The sequence below is a fragment of the Micromonospora sp. NPDC047740 genome (assembly GCF_043204735.1).
Taxonomy (GTDB): domain Bacteria; phylum Actinomycetota; class Actinomycetes; order Mycobacteriales; family Micromonosporaceae; genus Micromonospora.
In genome coordinates, this window is record NZ_JBIDCT010000016.1 from 198199 (window position 1) to 213634 (window position 15436).

Annotated in this window: 11 protein-coding genes, 1 rRNA gene and 1 pseudogene; 3 read left to right on the forward strand and 10 right to left on the reverse strand. The window is 75.3% G+C overall.

The genetic code is table 11. The features are described 5' to 3' along the window. Positions 1-12: 12 nt before the first annotated feature. Both steA and recN read right to left on the reverse strand, forming a co-directional pair. Positions 13-1191, reverse strand: a complete 1179-nt coding sequence (gene steA / locus ACGF4F_RS27485) for a putative cytokinetic ring protein SteA (protein WP_357441619.1) — start codon at positions 1189-1191, stop codon at positions 13-15. 118 nt (positions 1192-1309) lie between these two features. After that, positions 1310-3067: a DNA repair protein RecN gene (gene recN / locus ACGF4F_RS27490; RefSeq protein ID WP_357441621.1), complete on the reverse strand. Its 1758-nt coding sequence runs from the start codon at positions 3065-3067 to the stop codon at positions 1310-1312. A gap of 90 nt (positions 3068-3157) precedes the next feature. Between recN and ACGF4F_RS27495 the strand changes: the two genes are divergently transcribed. After that, positions 3158-4144, forward strand: a complete 987-nt coding sequence (locus ACGF4F_RS27495; protein WP_393081684.1) for a TrmB family transcriptional regulator — start codon at positions 3158-3160, stop codon at positions 4142-4144. A gap of 44 nt (positions 4145-4188) precedes the next feature. Here ACGF4F_RS27495 and ACGF4F_RS27500 read toward each other — a convergent pair whose 3' ends face one another. From ACGF4F_RS27500 to ACGF4F_RS27520, 5 genes are all read right to left on the reverse strand, one after another. Continuing rightward, positions 4189-7929: a S8 family serine peptidase gene (locus ACGF4F_RS27500; RefSeq protein ID WP_357441624.1), complete on the reverse strand. Its 3741-nt coding sequence runs from the start codon at positions 7927-7929 to the stop codon at positions 4189-4191. Positions 7930-8539: 610 nt separating this feature from the next. After that, a complete protein-coding gene (locus ACGF4F_RS27505; RefSeq protein WP_073833321.1) occupies positions 8540-9424 on the reverse strand; it encodes an NAD kinase in 885 nt (294 codons plus the stop codon). Next, entirely contained in the window at positions 9421-10281 is an 861-nt protein-coding gene (locus ACGF4F_RS27510; RefSeq protein WP_357441626.1) for a TlyA family RNA methyltransferase, read from the reverse strand. Before ACGF4F_RS27510 ends, ACGF4F_RS27505 begins: the two co-directional genes overlap by 4 nt. A 23-nt stretch (positions 10282-10304) precedes the next feature. After that, complete coding sequence (locus ACGF4F_RS27515) at positions 10305-10568, reverse strand: hypothetical protein (protein ID WP_357441627.1); 264 nt, start codon at positions 10566-10568, stop codon at positions 10305-10307. After that, positions 10565-11089 carry a hypothetical protein gene (locus tag ACGF4F_RS27520; protein WP_357441629.1) on the reverse strand — a complete coding sequence of 175 codons (525 nt, stop codon included), beginning with the start codon at positions 11087-11089 and terminating at the stop codon, positions 10565-10567. Before ACGF4F_RS27520 ends, ACGF4F_RS27515 begins: the two co-directional genes overlap by 4 nt. Before the next feature lie 114 nt (positions 11090-11203). Here ACGF4F_RS27520 and ACGF4F_RS27525 point away from each other — a divergent pair, with 114 nt between their 5' ends. Continuing rightward, positions 11204-11539 carry an alkyl sulfatase C-terminal domain-containing protein gene (locus ACGF4F_RS27525; protein WP_357441631.1) on the forward strand — a complete coding sequence of 112 codons (336 nt, stop codon included), beginning with the start codon at positions 11204-11206 and terminating at the stop codon, positions 11537-11539. A 28-nt stretch (positions 11540-11567) separates the two neighbouring features. Here the strand turns inward: ACGF4F_RS27525 and ACGF4F_RS27530 are convergent, their stop codons facing one another. After that, the gene (locus tag ACGF4F_RS27530; protein ID WP_357441632.1) at positions 11568-12587 is read right to left on the reverse strand and encodes an HAD-IIA family hydrolase; all 1020 of its coding nucleotides are present in this window, start codon (positions 12585-12587) and stop codon (positions 11568-11570) included. Positions 12588-13014: 427 nt separating this feature from the next. Next, positions 13015-13663 (reverse strand): annotated as a pseudogene (locus tag ACGF4F_RS27535) (hypothetical protein); the annotation flags it as partial. A gap of 57 nt (positions 13664-13720) precedes the next feature. Here ACGF4F_RS27535 and ACGF4F_RS27540 point away from each other — a divergent pair. Further along, entirely contained in the window at positions 13721-15262 is a 1542-nt protein-coding gene (locus tag ACGF4F_RS27540) for a hypothetical protein (protein WP_393081693.1), read from the forward strand. A gap of 92 nt (positions 15263-15354) precedes the next feature. Here ACGF4F_RS27540 and rrf read toward each other — a convergent pair. Further along, positions 15355-15436: ribosomal RNA gene (rrf, locus tag ACGF4F_RS27545) — 5S ribosomal RNA — on the reverse strand; the annotation flags it as partial.

A 15436-nucleotide genomic window follows, 5' to 3' on the forward strand; every position in this document is an offset into this window, starting at 1 on the left:
ATCGGTCGGGGGCTAGAAGAGCTGGCCGAGTTGGAACACAAAATTGTCCCACCATTCGGAGACCACGCCCAAATACGCCTTCCCGACCGTGGAGACCGCCACCGCGGAGGCCATCGCGGCCACCGCCGACAGGACCAGCAGCAGCAGCGAGGAACCGGAGATGCCCTGGCGGTAGAGCCGGCTCACCCCCTTGGCGTCGACCAGCTTGCCGCCTACCTTCAACCGGGTCAGGAAGGTCGAGGCCATGCCGCCCCGGCCCTTGTCGAGAAACTCCACCAGGGTGGCGTGGGTGCCGACGGCCACCAGCAGCGAGGCGCCCTTCTCGTCGGCCAGCAGCATGGCCAGGTCCTCGCTGGTGGCCGCGGCCGGGAAGGTGATCGCCGGCACCCCGAGGGCGGTCACCCGGGCGAGGCCGGGCGCCCGGCCGTCCGGGTAGGCGTGCACGACCACCTCGGCACCGCAGCGCAGCACGTCGTCGGTGACCGAGTCCATGTCACCGATGATCATGTCGGGGGTGTAGCCCGCCTCGACCAGCGCGTCGGCGCCGCCGTCCACGCCGATCAGCACCGGCTTGAACTCCCGGATGTACGGGCGCAGCACGTCCAGGTCGGCCTTGTAGTCGTATCCCCGTACCACGATCAGGCAGTGCCGGCCCTGGACCTGGGTCTCGATGTCCGGTACGCCGACGCCGTCGAGCAGCAGGTCGCGTTCCTGCTTGAGGTAGTCCATCGTGTTGGCGGCGAACGCCTCCAACTGCACCGACAGCCCCTCCCGGGCGTCGGCCATCGACTTGGCCACCGTCTCGGCGTCCTGGAGCGCGCCGTGCGCCACCGGCTCCTCGCCGACGTAGACCGTGTTCCCCTCGATCCGGACCTGGTCGCCCTCGCGGATCTGCTCGAAGACGCTCTCGCCGAGGTCGTCCAGGAGCGGGATACCGGCGGAGATCAGCACCTCGGGGCCCAGGTTCGGGTACCGCCCGGAGACCGAGGGCTTGGCGTTGAGCACGGCGGCGACCCCGACGGCGACCAGCGAGTCGGCCGCCACCCGGTCCAGGTCGACGTGGTCGATGACCGCGATGTCCCCGGGACGGAGCCGGCCGACCAGCCGCTTCGTCCGGCGGTCGAGGCGCGCGGTGCCGAGGACTGAGCCCGGTTCCGCGTTCCGGGTCCGGCGCAACGTGGGTAGACGCATCGTGACCATCCTGGCATGTGAGGCAGGTATTGCTGTCGCGACATGCCTGAGCAGGGCCGCCTACCCAGGGAAGCACACCACGGCGCACGCTGGTGTGCTTGCGCTCACAATCCGGGGATCACGGGCGCCTTTCCTTGGCCGCCACGGCCAGGAGTTCCTCGGCATGGGCGATACCCAGATCGGAATCGGGCAAACCCGCGAGCATCCGGGCCAACTCCCGGGCCCGCTCAGTGTCCTCCACCACACGTACCCCACTGGTGGTCACCGCTCCCCCGGTGTCCTTGGCCACCACGAGGTGCCGGTCGGCGAACGCGGCGACCTGCGGCAGGTGGGTGACCACGAGGACCTGGTGACTGCGGGCCAGCCGGGCGAGCCGCCGGCCGATCTCCACCGCGGCCTGGCCGCCGACGCCCGCGTCGACCTCGTCGAAGACCAGGGTGGGCGGGCCACCGGAACCGGCGAAGACCACCTCGATGGCGAGCATCACCCGGGACAGCTCACCGCCGGAGGCGCCCCGCTGCAACGGCAGCGCGGGCGCGCCCGGGTGGGCCAGCAGGCGCAACTCCACCTCGTCGGCGCCGTCCGGGCCGACGCCGGCCTCCACCCCGTTGACCGACAGGCTCGGCTCGGCCCGCCCCACCGGGCGCGGCAGCACCGCCACCTCGATCCGGGCGTGCGGCATGGCCAGCCCGGCCAGCTCGACGGTGACCTGCCCGGCGAAGCGGACCGCCGCCTCCTGACGCGAGCTGGCGACCCGCCCGGCCAGCTCGGCCACCTCCCCGGCCAGCCGGGACGACTCCTTCTCCAGCTCGTCGAGCAGCTCGTCGGAGGTGTCCAGGTCGGACAGTCGGGTGCGGGCCCGCTCGGCCCAGGCGATCACCCCGTCGACGTCGTCGGCGTACTTGCGGGTCAGCCCGCGCAGTGCGGCCCGCCGCTCGTAGACGGCCTGCAGGCGGGCCGGGTCGGCGTCCAGCGCGGCCAGGTACGCGGAGAGCTCCGCGGAGACGTCGGCGACCAGGGTGGCCGCCTCCTCCAGCCGGACGGCCAGCTCGCCGAGCGCCGGGTCGGTGCCGGCCTGCGCCTCCAGGGTGCGCCGGGCGGTGCCGAGCAGTGCGGTGGCGTCGGGAGTGTCGTCGGCCGCCTCGACCCCGCCGGCCACGCATTGCTGGGCGAGCTGGGCCGCGGTGCGCAGCCCCTCGGCGTGCTCCAGGCGCTGCGCCTCCGCCTTCAGCTCGTCGTCCTCGCCGGGCTGCGGGTCCACCCGGGTGATCTCGTCGAGGCCGAGGCGGAGCAGGTCGGCCTCCTGGTTGCGCTCGCGGGCGTTGCGCCGCCGGTCGGCCAGGTCGTCGACCACCGCCCGCCACCGGGTGTACGCCTCGCGCAGCGCGTCGAGCAGCTTCTCGTGCTCCGGGCCGGCGAACCGGTCCAGCGCGGCCCGCTGCTCGGCCGGGCGCAGCAGCCGGAGCTGGTCGGACTGGCCGTGCACCGCCACCACCTGCTCGCCCACCTCGCCGAGCATCGACACCGGCATGCTCCGGCCGCCCAGATGCGCCCGCGAACGGCCCTCCACGGTGACCGTACGGCTCAGCAGCAGCGAGCCGTCCTCGTCGGGCTCGCCGCCGGCGTCGGTGACCCGGGCGTGCACCGTCTCGGCTACCCGGCCGAGCAGGCGCAGCCGCCCCTCGACCACCGCGCGGCCCGGTTCGGCGCGCACCCGACCGGCGTCGGCCCGACCGCCGAAGAGCAGGCCGAGGCCGGTCACCACCATGGTCTTGCCCGCACCGGTCTCGCCGGTGATGACGTTCATCCCGCCGGTCAACGGCAGCGTGGTGTCCTCGATGACGCCCAGTCCGGTGATGCGCAGCTCTTCCAGCACAGCACCTGACAGTAGACGCGGCCCCCGACAGTTGACCAGCCGGCGACGCCGCATCGGGGCATGGCGGTTGACGTCGTACAGTTCTGCCCCGTGTTGGACGTGATCGGCCTGACCCCCGGCGAGGAGGAGCTGTACCGCTCCCTCGTCCAGCTCACCACGGCCCGGGTCGGGGAGCTCGTCAAACGGCTCCGCTGGCCGCGCGCGGAGGTCGTCGCGCAGCTCGAGGCCCTGCGCGGCAAGGGGCTGGTGCTGCCGATCGGGCCGGAGCCGGACGCGCCGCTGCGGCCGCTGGCCCCCGACGTCCCGCTCGGTGAGGCGCTGCTGCGCCGGCAGGAGGCGCTGGAGGCGGCCCGGTCGGCGGTCACCCAGCTGACCGAGGAGTACCGCGCCGGGATGCGGCGGCACGACGCCGACCACCTGGTGGAGGTGATCACCGGGGCGCGGATGCTCCGCGAGCGCCTGCGGGACGCGCAGAACGGCGCCCGGGTCGAGGTGCTCTGGTTCTGCCGGGCCAACCCGCTGGCCATGCCCGGCCAGGACAACGTCGAGGAGTTCGACGCGCTGGCCCGCGGGGTGCGCTACCGGGCCATCTACGAGCGCGAGATGCTCCTCGAACCGGGCGGGCTCGAGGACATCGAGCGGGGCGTACGCGCCGGAGAGCAGGCCCGGGTGCTGGACCGGCTGCCGGTGCGGCTGGCCATCGTGGACGGACGGACGGCGATCTGCCCGCTGGTGCCGGACCGCGAGAGCGGCGAACCGAGCGCCGCGGTGATCGGCCGCAGCCAACTGCTCGACGCGCTGATCGCCCTCTTCGAGAGTTACTGGCGGATATCCACGCCGCTGCGCTCGTCCGCCCCGCCGGCCGACGGGCCGGCCGTCGACGGCTACCGGCCGGACCCCGACGAGGTTCGGCTGCTCGCCCTGTTCGTGGCCGGCGTCCCGGACAAGTCCATCGCCTCCCAGCTGGGGGTGAGCCGCCGTACCGTGCAGCGGCGGCTGGCCGACCTGATGACCGTCGCCGGCGTGGACACCCGGCCGGGGCTGGCCTTCCAGGCCGCGCGCCGGGGCTGGATCTGAGGCGACGGGGCGGGACGGCCGGGAGCCGCCCCGCCCCGCCCCGGTCAGCGCAGCCCGTACGCGTCGAGCACGGTCTGGTCGACGCTGTCGCCGGCGCGGTCATCGGCGTGCACCCGCAACGACACCGTGCCGCGCCCGGCCGGCACCATGGCGGTGAACCGGGTGCCCGAGCCGTGGACCGGCACCGACTGCCAGGTCCGCCCGGCGTCGAAGGACACCTCGACCCGCATCCCGACGCCCGTCGGCACCGGCACGCCGGCCGGCTGGCGCACGGTCAGCCCGAGCTGGTGCGGTCGACCGCCGGGCACCTCGCCGCGCAGGTCGGCGGGGACCTGGTAGTCCACCTGCAGCAGCGGCAGCGGCTGGGCGGCATCCCCGGCCGGCCGGGCCGAAGTGAACTGCCACGCCGTGTCGGTACGCGTGGCCCAGCGCCACTCCTCGGAGGACCGCTCGGTGCTGAGGTCCAGCCGGTAGCGGGCCGCACCCGGGGTGGTCGGCACCGGTGCCCAGCCGCTGGAGAGGTCGGCGATCTGCTCCCCGTCCCGGCTCAGCCGGGCCTGCACCCGGTCCCACTCCTCACTGAACCGGGCCGGTCCGGAATGGCCGTCCGCGTCAACGAACTCGGCCACCCGCAGGTTCAGGGTGTCGCCGGTACGCGTGGGCACCGGCGCCCCGCCGCCCGCCGGCACGGCCGGCCGGACCACCGCGCCGTGCCACGTCTCGGTGACCCGGTCGTCGGCGGCGTACCGCCGAGGCGGCTGGACGAGCCCGCCGACCAGCGGACCCCAGTCGGACCAGGGCAGCCGGTGCAGCACCCGCTGCTGCCACCAGGAGTCCCCGGCGCTGACGAACTCCTGCCGCACGCTGCCGGTACGCACCATCCGCTGGTCATCGTTCCACGAGTACTGCTGCCAGGGACGCCACCCGAACCGCTGCTCGCTAGCCCAGTCGAACCCGCCGGTGTCGGCGTAGCGGGCGGTCACCTCGGCGGTGTTGTCCGCGGTGACCCGGTGCACGATCCGATCCGGGACCCGCCCCTGCGACACCTGCCACACGTCGTAGAGGTAGGGGCTGTCCACGGTCAGCGCCACGTCCAGGGTGGCCCGGCCGCTCTTCGCCGCCGCGATCATCGGCTGCCCGTCGTCGTACGCGACCACCAGCGCCGGAATCGGCAGCCGGTCCCCATCCGGGCGCCAGACCGTCCACGCGCTGTCGTCCGCCACGCGGACGATGAGCACCATCGCGGCGCCGGCCGCCGCGGCGTCGGCGATCTGGTCCCCCTCGGCACGGTCGTAGCTACCGGCGACCAGCGCGGCCGCGCCCCGAACCCCGGCCCGGGCCAGCTCGGCGGCGCTGCCGTCACCCGCCCAGACCAGCGGCAGCTTCCGCCGGCCCGCCGGGGCCGGCGACCGACCCAGCAGGTTGATGTCCAGCGGACCGGAGACGTTGCTGACCCGGGCGTCCACCATGGGGGCGACCAACTGCCAGCGGGAGGCGAACTCGAACTCGCCCTGGCGCACCGGCCGGGTCGGCGTGACGTTCACCTGCTGGACCGTGCTGAACGCCATCACGCCGTGATCGACCTGCCGGCCGTTGCCGAAGACGCGGTGCTCGTAGAAGCTGAGCGTGTCCCGCTGCTCGCTGGGCTTCGGCGTCTCGATGCGCACCGGCGTGCCCTTGCGCGGGTCGAGCACCAGGGTCAGATCCCGGTCGACAGTCAGCTCGGGGTCGGTGACCAGGGTGAGCTGCTCGTCCAGCGGGACGCCGTGCTCGATCAGCCCCTGAAGCAGGTACGGGCCCTCCTCGACCTGCACCTGCCACTCCATCCCGCGGAAGAGGTAGCCGAGCCAGTCGGACTCCCGGTGCTCGCCGAACAGGGTCACCACCGATGCGCCGCCCGGCTGCCCCTGCATGTCGAGCGCCTTGATGGTGACGGTGTGCAGCGGGCCGCTGAGGGTCAGGCCGACGGCGGTGCGCACCGCGACACCGTCCGCACCGGTCGCCACCAGCCACCCGCCGTACACCCCCCGGTCCAGCTTCACCGGGTCGGCGTGCAGCGGGACGTTCACGCTGCCGCCGGCCGGCACCGCCACCTCCGCACCGTCGAGCGACACCCCGTCCGGCTCGGCCGCACCGGTGTCCAGGTTGCGCAGCTGCAACGCCAGCCGCAGGGTCTGCGCCGCGCCGGTGCCGTTGGTGTACGTCACGGTCCGCTCCACCGCCACACCGCCGGTGTACAGCCGGCCGAAGTCGGCGGTGGCCGAGCCGTACACCCGCTGGCCCAGCGCGCGGGCCACGTCGACCCGGCCGCCGCCCTGCTCGAAGACGGTCAGCGCAGGGTTCGCCTTCGTCGTGCTGACCAGCGCGTCCTTGAGCTTCCCGGCGGTCCAGTCCGGGTGCTCCTGGGCGAGGATCGCCGCCGCGCCGGCGACGTGCGGGGTCGCCATCGACGTCCCCGACGCCCGCGTGTACGCGTCGTCCACCGGCGTACCCATGGCGGTGCCGGCGGCGCGGGCGGCGACGATGCCGACGCCCGGCGCGGTGATCTCCGGCTTCAGGCCGTTGTCGCCCAGGCGCGGACCACGGCTGGAGAAGTCGGCCAGGTTGTCGTCGCGGTCCACCGCACCGACGGTGAGCGCCGCGGCGGCCGCGCCCGGCGTCCCGACGGTGCCCGCCTCGCCCTCGTTCCCGGCGGCGATCACGAACAGCGCGCCGGTCTCGGCGGTGAGGTCGTTGACCGCCTGGCTCATCGGGTCGGTGCCGTCGGTGGCCGGGCCGCCGAGGCTCATGCTGATCACCTTCGCGCCGGAGTGGGCGGCCCACTCCATGCCCGCGATGATCCCCGAGTCGTAGCCGCTGCCGCCGTCGTCGAGCACCTTGCCGATCAGCAGCTTCGCGCCGGGCGCGACGCCCTTGCGCAGCCCGCCGGACGCGGCGCCGCTGCCGGCGATGGTGGCCGCCACGTGGGTGCCGTGGCCGTGCCCGTCACGGGCGCTGCCGCCGCCGGTGAAGTCCTGCGTCTCGGCGATCCGGCCGGCCAGGTCGGGGTGCGTGGCGTCGACTCCGGTGTCGAGGACCGCGACCCGGACGCCCGCGCCGTCCCGGCCGGCCGCCCAGGCGGCGGGGGCCCCGATCTGCGGCACGCTGTGCTCCAGCGCCGGGTGGACCCGCCCGTCAAGCCAGACCCGGGCGATGCCGGCGCCGAGCCGGACCGGCCCGTCCACGGCGGTCCGCGCGGCCGGCGCGACCTTCAGCGTGCTCCACAGCTGGCCGAGGTCGCCCGTGGCGACGCGCAGCGCCGCGCCGTTGATGCTCTCGAGCGGCCGGGCGGCGGTGGCCCCGGCCAGCGGTCGGAGCCGGCCGGCGGCCGGCTCCTGGTAGCGGACGATCAGCGGCAGTGCTCCCTGCGCGGCGTCGCCGTACCCCTCGGCGACCAGCTTCTGCACGTCGAACAGGTCGGCGTCGAGCACCCCGGCGGAGACGTAAGGCACGACATCGCTGGGCAGAACGCGCAGCCCACCGTCGGCCGACACGGTCTGGAAGGTGATCCGCTCGCGGCCAGGGCCGGGGTGGACGGTGGCGGCGACCCGACCGGGGGCCGCCTGGGCCAACTCGACCCGGTCGCCGGTGATGAGGGTGATGCGGGCGGGCGCGGCGCCCGGGATGGACGCGGCCGGTGCCGGGGCGGTGGTCCGGGCGGGCGGGTCGGCGGACGCCGGTGCGGCGAACCCGACCACCAGCGCGCCGACCGCGCCGGCGGCGAGCCAGCGTGGGGGCCAGTGCATGCGATGCGCTCCTCTACTCCGAGGGCCGGTCCCAGGAGACCGACCGCTCGGAGTCTGCGACGGAGATCATCAGAAGGTCACTAGCTGCGGCCTGCCGCATCGGCGACATGTCGCCAGGTGGACAACGGCCGTCCGGGGTCGGAGCGCCGGATGGCCGGCGGGTTGCCGATCGGGGACGGTGTGGCTGATGGCCGGGGTGCCGGACGAGCGCTTCGCCGCTCGGCTCGTGAGCCGTCGCTTCCTCCGGCGACGGCTCGCCGATCCACCGACCTGATCGGGGTCGACACCCGATCGGGTCCGGCTCAACCGGTCCGCCCGCCGCGGCCGGCCCGCGACTCCTCCAGCACCCCGACCGCCGCGGTCCCGACCACCCCCTGGCCAGGCCCACGGCCGCCGGGCCGCGCGTCCGGGCGGACACGGGCCTACCGCCCCGCCCGGACTCCACCTCAGCGCAGCCCGTACGCCCCGATGACCGCCCACTCGACGGTCGCTGCCGGCCCCGGCGGCGGCACACCGCCGTCGGGGGAGGCTCCTACCGTAACCCGTTGGCGACGCGGCACGGGTACGCCGACCGGACGATGCCGGCACACCCCGACCGCTGAGCCCGCACTCAGCGGCGGCTGCCCCGCCAGCCCTGCACCGGCAGGTCGAACTTGGCGACCAGCCGGTCGGTGAACGGCCGCGCCTTGAGCCGGACGATGCGCACCGGCAGCGCACCCCGGCGCACGGTGACCCGGGCTCCCGGGGGCAGGTCGTACACCCGCCGCCCGTCGCAACAGAGCACCGCGAGGGTGGTGAACGGGTCCACCGTGATCGCGAAGGTGGACGTCGGCGCGGTCACCAGGGGGCGGCTGAACAGCGCGTGCGCGCTGATCGGCACCAGCAGCAACGCCTCCACCTCCGGCCAGACCACCGGACCGCCACCGGAGAACGCGTACGCGGTGGAGCCGGTCGGGGTCGCGCAGACCACGCCGTCGCAGCCGTACCGGGACAGCGGCCGGCCGTCCACGTCGACCAGCAGCTCCAGCATCTGGGCCCGCTCGCCCTTCTCCACGCTGATCTCGTTCAGCGCCCACGACTCGATGGTCGGGCCGCCGTCGAACTCCGCGGTCACGTCCAGGGTGAGCCGTTCGTCCACGGTGTAGTTGCGCCCGACCACGTCGCGTACCGCGCTGTCCAGGTCGTCGATCTCCGCCTCGGCGAGGAAGCCGACCTTGCCGAGGTTGATGCCGAGCAGCGGCGCCTTCGCCGGTCGGGCCAGCTCGGCGGCGCGCAGGAAGGTGCCGTCCCCGCCCAGCGCGAAGACGATCTCGGCGCCCTCGGCGGCCTCCAGTCCGGTCACCGGCACCACGCCGGGCAGGTCCAGATCGTCGGCCTCCTCGGCCACCACCCGCACCTCGAAGCCGGCCGCGATGAGGTCCGCCGCCACCGCCCGGGCGTGCTCGGTGCTGCGCCGACGCCCGGTGTGCGTCACCAGCAGCGCGGTTCGGCTCACCCGGACACCTCCTCGGTCGTGGGCTCCGGCGCGTCGGCCGGAGGCGGGAAGCCCTGCGGGCCGGCGGCCACCACCGCGCGGACCCGCTCGGGGTCCGCGGCGGGCGCGTCCCGGCGTAACCATACGAAGAACTCGACGTTGCCGCTCGGCCCCGGCAGCGGACTCGCCGCGACGCCGGCCAGCCCCAGGCCGAGCTGCGCCGCCGCGGCGGCCACGTCGAGCACCGCCTCCGCGCGCAGCTCCGGGTCGCGGACCACGCCACCCGCGCCGACCCGCTCCTTGCCGACCTCGAACTGCGGCTTGACCATCAGCGCCAGGTCGCCGGCGGGGGTGGTGCAGCCGGCCAACGCCGGCAGCACCAGCCGCAGGCTGATGAACGACAGGTCGGCCACCGTCAGGTCGACCTCGCCGCCGACGGCCTCCGGCGTGAGGGTACGGACGTTGGTGCGCTCGAACACGCGCACCCGGTCGTCGTTCCGCAACGACCAGGCCAGCTGCCCGTACCCGACGTCGACCGCCACCACCTCGGCGGCGCCGGCGCGCAGCAGCACGTCGGTGAAGCCGCCGGTGGATGCGCCGGCGTCCAGGCAGCGCCGGCCGGCGACGGTCAGCCCGCCGGGTGCGAACGCGGCGAGCGCCCCGGCCAGCTTGTGGCCGCCGCGGGAGACGTACTCGGCGGTGGGGTCGGCGCCGGTGACCAGCAGCGGGTCGGCGGGGTCGACCATCGCGGCGGGCTTGCGGGCCGGCACCCCCCGCAGCTGGACGCGGCCGGCCTCCACCAGCGCGGCGGCCTGCTCGCGGGAGCGGGCCAGGCCGCGGCGGACGAGTTCGGCATCCAGCCGGGTACGACGTGCCATGGGTGGTTCTTCTCCGCCTCTCCTCAGGCCTGGTCGATGCTGGCCAGGGTCTCGCGCAGCGTCTCGTACGCCGCCTCGTACTGGGCGATCTGGTCCGCCGGGGAGAGCGCCTCGGCGTTGATCATGGCGTGCACCGCGGCGTCCACCGCCGGGTGCCGGGCATCCCCCACGTCCTCGACGGGGGCGGGCGCCGGCCGTACCCCCGGCGGCGACCCGGGGCGGGGGCCGACCGGGGGCGGACCCGGACGCGGGCCGGGCGGCGGCCCGGGGCGGTACGGGGCGGTCACGACGCGGCACCGCCGGTCTGCTTGCGGCCGGTCGCCTTCTTCGCCGGCCTGACCGGCGCCGCCTCGGCCGAGGTACGCGACACCGTCGCGGCCGGCTTCTTCGCGATCGCCTTCTTCGCCACGGCCTTCTTCGCCACCGCCTTGCCGGGGGTGGGCGCCGGTCGGTCCGGCGGGGCGGAGACCGGGGCCGCGGCGGCCGGTTCGGCCGGGGTCGGGGCGGTCCTCGCCTCGCGCAGCTGCCGTTCCAGCTCATGCACCCGGCGGGTCAGCTCGGCGACCTCGTCGGCGGTGGCCAGCCCGACCGCGCCCAGCGCCCGGTCCACCTCGAAGCGGATCAGCTTGGTCAGCGCCTCCCGGTTCGCCAGGCCGGTGGAGACCAGTTCCTCGGCGAGGGCCTGGAGCTGGGCGGCGGTGGCGCCGCCCTGGCCGACCGCGCGTCGCACGGCGTCCTGGGCCTTCTTCCGGGGCGCCTCCGTCAGGCCCATGGCCAGCTCGAGATAGGCGCGCCACGCGTCCTGCATGCCTGAGTCCTTCCACGGGGCGGGGTGTGCAGGTGTTCACGCTACCGGGCACCCCGGACGTCCCATTGCGGTACCGTGCCGGGGGGAAACGGCGTGGCGTGGTGAGGAGACGATGTGGCCAGCGTGGACGAGTGCCGGCAGGCGTTGCAGGAGCTGGCTGCCCGGCTGAACGGCCACGCGGAGGCGCAGGAGCGGATCGACCTGGACCGCACCCTGGCGTGCCGGATCACTGACCTGGACACGGCGTTCCACGGCAAGCTGGAGGGCGGCCGGCTGGTCGACCTGACCGAAGGCGACGACCCGAAGGCGAAGATCGCGCTGAACGCCACCAGCGACGACCTGGTCGCGCTGGTGCACGGCCAACTCGACCTCGCCAAGGCGCTCGCCGCCCGGCGGGTGTCCATCAAGGCGAACCCGTTCGACCTGATGAAGCTCCGCAAGCTGCTCTGACCCAAGCGGATCCGGCCGCCCGGAGAGGTCAGTCGGGCCGGCCCAGCGCAGCGAGGGCCTCTGCCGCCGCCGGGGACGCGGGCCGCACCCGCGGGCCGACACCCGTCGACCACGCCACCGTGCAGAGCGCGGCGAGCGCGTCGAGCGGGCGTCCCGCGCCGTCCAGGATCAGCCCGCCGTCGGCCATGTTCACCGACCAGCCGCCACCGTCCGGCGCGCCCGGCACCCGGACCACCGCCGCCGGGTCGAAGAGCCCGGCCAGGTCGACGGAGACGTACGCCGGTCGGCGCTCCTCCGGGGCGGCCAGCAGCTCGGGCAGGCCGCTGACGCCGGTGAGCACCAGCAGGCTGTCCAGCCCGGCCCGGCGGGCGCCCTCAATGTCGGTGTCCAGCCGGTCGCCGACCACCAGGGCCCGCCCCTCGCCGGCGCGCCGGGCGGCGGTGGCGAAGAGCGCCGGTTCCGGCTTGCCCACCACCACGTCCGGATCCCGACCCAGGGCGGTACGCAGCACCGCCACCAGGGAACCGTTGCCCGGCAACGGGCCACGCGGGCTGGGCAGTGTCCGGTCGGTGTTCGTCGCGTACCAGGGCGCGCCGGCCTGGACCGCCAGGGACGCCTCGGCCAGGTCGACCCAGCCGACCTGGGGGCCGTAGCCCTGGGCCACGGCGGCCGGCTCCTCGTCGGCGGTCGCCACCGGGCGCAGGCCGACGGCGCGAAGCTCCGCACGCAGCGCTTCCGCCCCGACAACCAGCACCGGCGCGCCGGCCGGCAGCCGGTCGCGCAGCAGCTCGGCGGTCGCGGCGGCGGAGGTGAGCACCTCCTCCGGCCGGGCCGGCACGCCCATGCCGGTGAGCAGGTCGGCCACCTCGCTGGAACGGCGCGAGGCGTTGTTCGTCGCGTACGCCACCGCCCGGCCCTCGGCGTGCAGCCGGGCGACCGCCTCGACCGCGCCGGGGATCGGCCGGTCGATCAGGTAGATCACCCCGTCCAGGTCGAAGACGACCAGGGTGTACCCGTCGACCAGCCGTTCCCCGGCGTTTTCGGTCACCGGCGGTCCGCCTCCGCGCTGCGGTCCGTCTCGGCGGTGCGGGGCGCCTCCGCCGTACCGCCCGCCTCGGCGGAACCGGCCGGCGAGCCGTCGCCGGATCCGTCAGCCGGGTCGGCCGTCGTGGCATCCCCGGTCGCCGTGGCGTCGTCGGCGAGGGACCGGGCGGTGCCGTCGGTCAGCTCGTCGTCGCCGAGGTCGGCGGCGTTGCGGTCGCGGTAACCGGCGGACTCGCCCTCGAGGTCCGCGCCGTCGAGGTCCCCGCCGCGCAGCCGCGCGTCGCTGTCGAGGTCGTCGTCGTCCAGGTCGTCGTCGTCCAGGTCGTCGTCCTCGTCGTCGGCGTTGTCGTCCCGGTCGCCACCGGTGGCGTCCTCGTCCGCGTCACCGTCGAGGTCGTCGTCCTCGTCGAACTCGTCGTCCTCGTCCTCGTCGTCGAGGTCGTCCGCGTCGTCGTCCCGGCGGCCCAGTGCGTCCTCGGCGGAGCCGCCGGTGAGGTCGGCGTCCGGCTGGGCCGGCACGCCGCCCGGAGCACCCGGCCCGGCCGCGAACTCCTCGTCGTCCTCGTCGTCGCCCTCGATGATCACGCCATCGAGCTCCAGCAGTCGCTCCGCGGCGTCGGTCTCGCCCTCGGCGTCCACGTCGGCGGCCCGGGAGAACCATTCCCGTGCCTCCTCGCGGCGACCCACGGCGAGCAGCGCGTCCGCGTAGGCGTAGCGCAGCCGCCCGGCCCACGCCTCGGTCGAGTCGGTGGTCAGCTCGCGCACCTGGAGCATCGCCACGGCCGCGTCCTTCTGCCCGAGGTCACCCCGCGCCCCGGCGGCCACGATCAGCAGCTCGATCGCGACGGCCTGGTCGAGCTTCTCCCGGTCCGCGCCACGGAACAGGTCGATCGCCCGCTCCGGGCGGCCCAGCGCCCGCTCGCAGTCGGCCAGCACCGCCAGGTGGCTCTGCAGCCCGGTCATCCGGTGGTACGTGCGCAGCTCGGCGATGGCGGTCTGCCACTCCCCGGCGTGGTAGGCGGCCAGCCCGACCGCCTCCCGCACCGCCGCGATCCGCGAGGCGAGCCGGCGGGCCGCCATGGCGTGCGCCAGCGCCTCCGCCGGGTCGTCATCGATCAGCAGCCCGGTCGCGACCAGGTGCCGGGCGACGGTCTCCGCCACCGGCTTGGCCAGCGACAGGAGCTCGGCCCGGACGGTGGAGTCGAGGTCGCTGGCGACCACCTCGTCCGGCAGCGCCGGCTCCGCCGCCCGCTCGCCCGTGCTTCCCTCGGCACGCTCGAACCGGTCGTCCCGCCGTTCCCGCTGCGGCCCGTAGCCGCCCTGCCGGCCGTCGTCCCGACGCGGCCGGTCGCCGTAGCCCCGGCGCTCCCCGTCCCGCTCGGTACGCTCCCGGCCGCCCCGGTAGCCGCCCTCCCGGCGCTCCCCGCCACGGAAACCGCCCTCGCGCGGCGCCCCACCGTCACGGCGGAAGCCCTCACGGCGCTCGCCGTCCCGGATGCCGCCCTCGCGGTCGTCGCGGCGGAAGCCGCCCTCACGGCGCTCGCCACCACGGAAACCGCCTTCACGGTCGTCCCGCCGGAAGCCACCCTCACGGCGCTCGCCACCACGGAAACCACCTTCACGGTCGTCCCGCCGGAAGCCACCCTCACGGCGCTCGCCACCACGGAAGCCACCCTCGCGGCGCTCCCCGCCACGAAAGCCGCCCTCACGGCGCTCGCCACCACGGAAACCGCCCTCACGGTCGCCACCACGGAAGCCACCTTCACGGTCGCCGCCGCGGAAGCCGCCCTCACGGCGCTCGCCACCACGGAAACCGCCCTCACGGTCGTCCCGCCGGAAGCCACCCTCACGGCGCTCGCCACCACGGAAACCGCCCTCACGGTCGTCCCGCCGGAAGCCACCCTCACGGCGCTCGCCACCACGGAAGCCACCCTCGCGGCGCTCCCCGCCACGAAAGCCGCCCTCACGGTCGCCGCCGCGGAAGCCGCCCTCGCGACGCTCGCCACCACGGAAACCGCCCTCACGGTCCCCGCCACGGAAGCCGCCCTCGCGCGGCGCTCCGCCGTCCCGCCGGAAGCCCCCCTCGCGGCGGTCAGCGCCCCGCGGGCCACCGTCACGGTCATCCCGGCGGTCGCCACCGCGGAAGCCGCCCTGACGGTCGTCGCGGCGCAAGCCGGTGCCCCGGTCGTCACGGCGGAAGCCCTCGCGGCGCTCACCGCCACGGAAGCCACCCTCACGGTCATCCCGGCGGTCGCCACCGCGGAAGCCGCCCTGACGGTCGTCGCGGCGCAAGCCGGTGCCCCGGTCGTCACGGCGGAAGCCCTCGCGGCGCTCACCGCCACGGAAGCCACCCTCACGGTCACCGCCGCGGAAGCCACCCTCGCGACGCTCACCGCCGCGGAAGCCGCCGTCACGGTCGTCACGGCGGGAACCGCCCTCGCGCGGGCCGGCGCGGAAGCCACCCGCACGCTCGCCGCTGCGGAAGCCGCCGTCGCGGGAGCCCGACTGGAAGCCACCCTCGCGGCGGTCACCGCCGTAGCCGCCGCGCGAGCCGCCCGAGCGGTCGTCGCGGCTGCCCCGGTACGAGGGGCGGTCGTCGCGGCGGGCGTCATCGCGCCCCTGCCCACGCTCGGCGCGGTCCTCGTAACGACGGGGGCGATCTCCGCCGTGCGGTCCTGAACTCACAGGTACATCCTTCCTGAGTGCGTCGCCAAGGACGCTAACGCAGTCGAGGGCCGACCCTGCTGGGGCGGCCCTCGACTGGAAAGTTTGTCCGGCGGTGTCCTACTCTCCCACACCCTCCCGAGTGCAGTACCATCGGCGCTGGAGGGCTTAGCTTCCGGGTTCGGAATG

Bases quoted from the DNA above. Each gene is read 5' to 3' on its own strand.
- steA (WP_357441619.1), bottom strand. From the start codon at position 1,191: ATGCGTCTACCCACGTTGCGCCGGACCCGGAACGCGGAACCGGGCTCA.
- ACGF4F_RS27500 (WP_357441624.1), bottom strand. From the start codon at position 7,929: ATGCACTGGCCCCCACGCTGGCTCGCCGCCGGCGCGGTCGGCGCGCTG.
- ACGF4F_RS27510 (WP_357441626.1), bottom strand. From the start codon at position 10,281: ATGGCACGTCGTACCCGGCTGGATGCCGAACTCGTCCGCCGCGGCCTG.
- ACGF4F_RS27520 (WP_357441629.1), bottom strand. From the start codon at position 11,089: ATGCAGGACGCGTGGCGCGCCTATCTCGAGCTGGCCATGGGCCTGACG.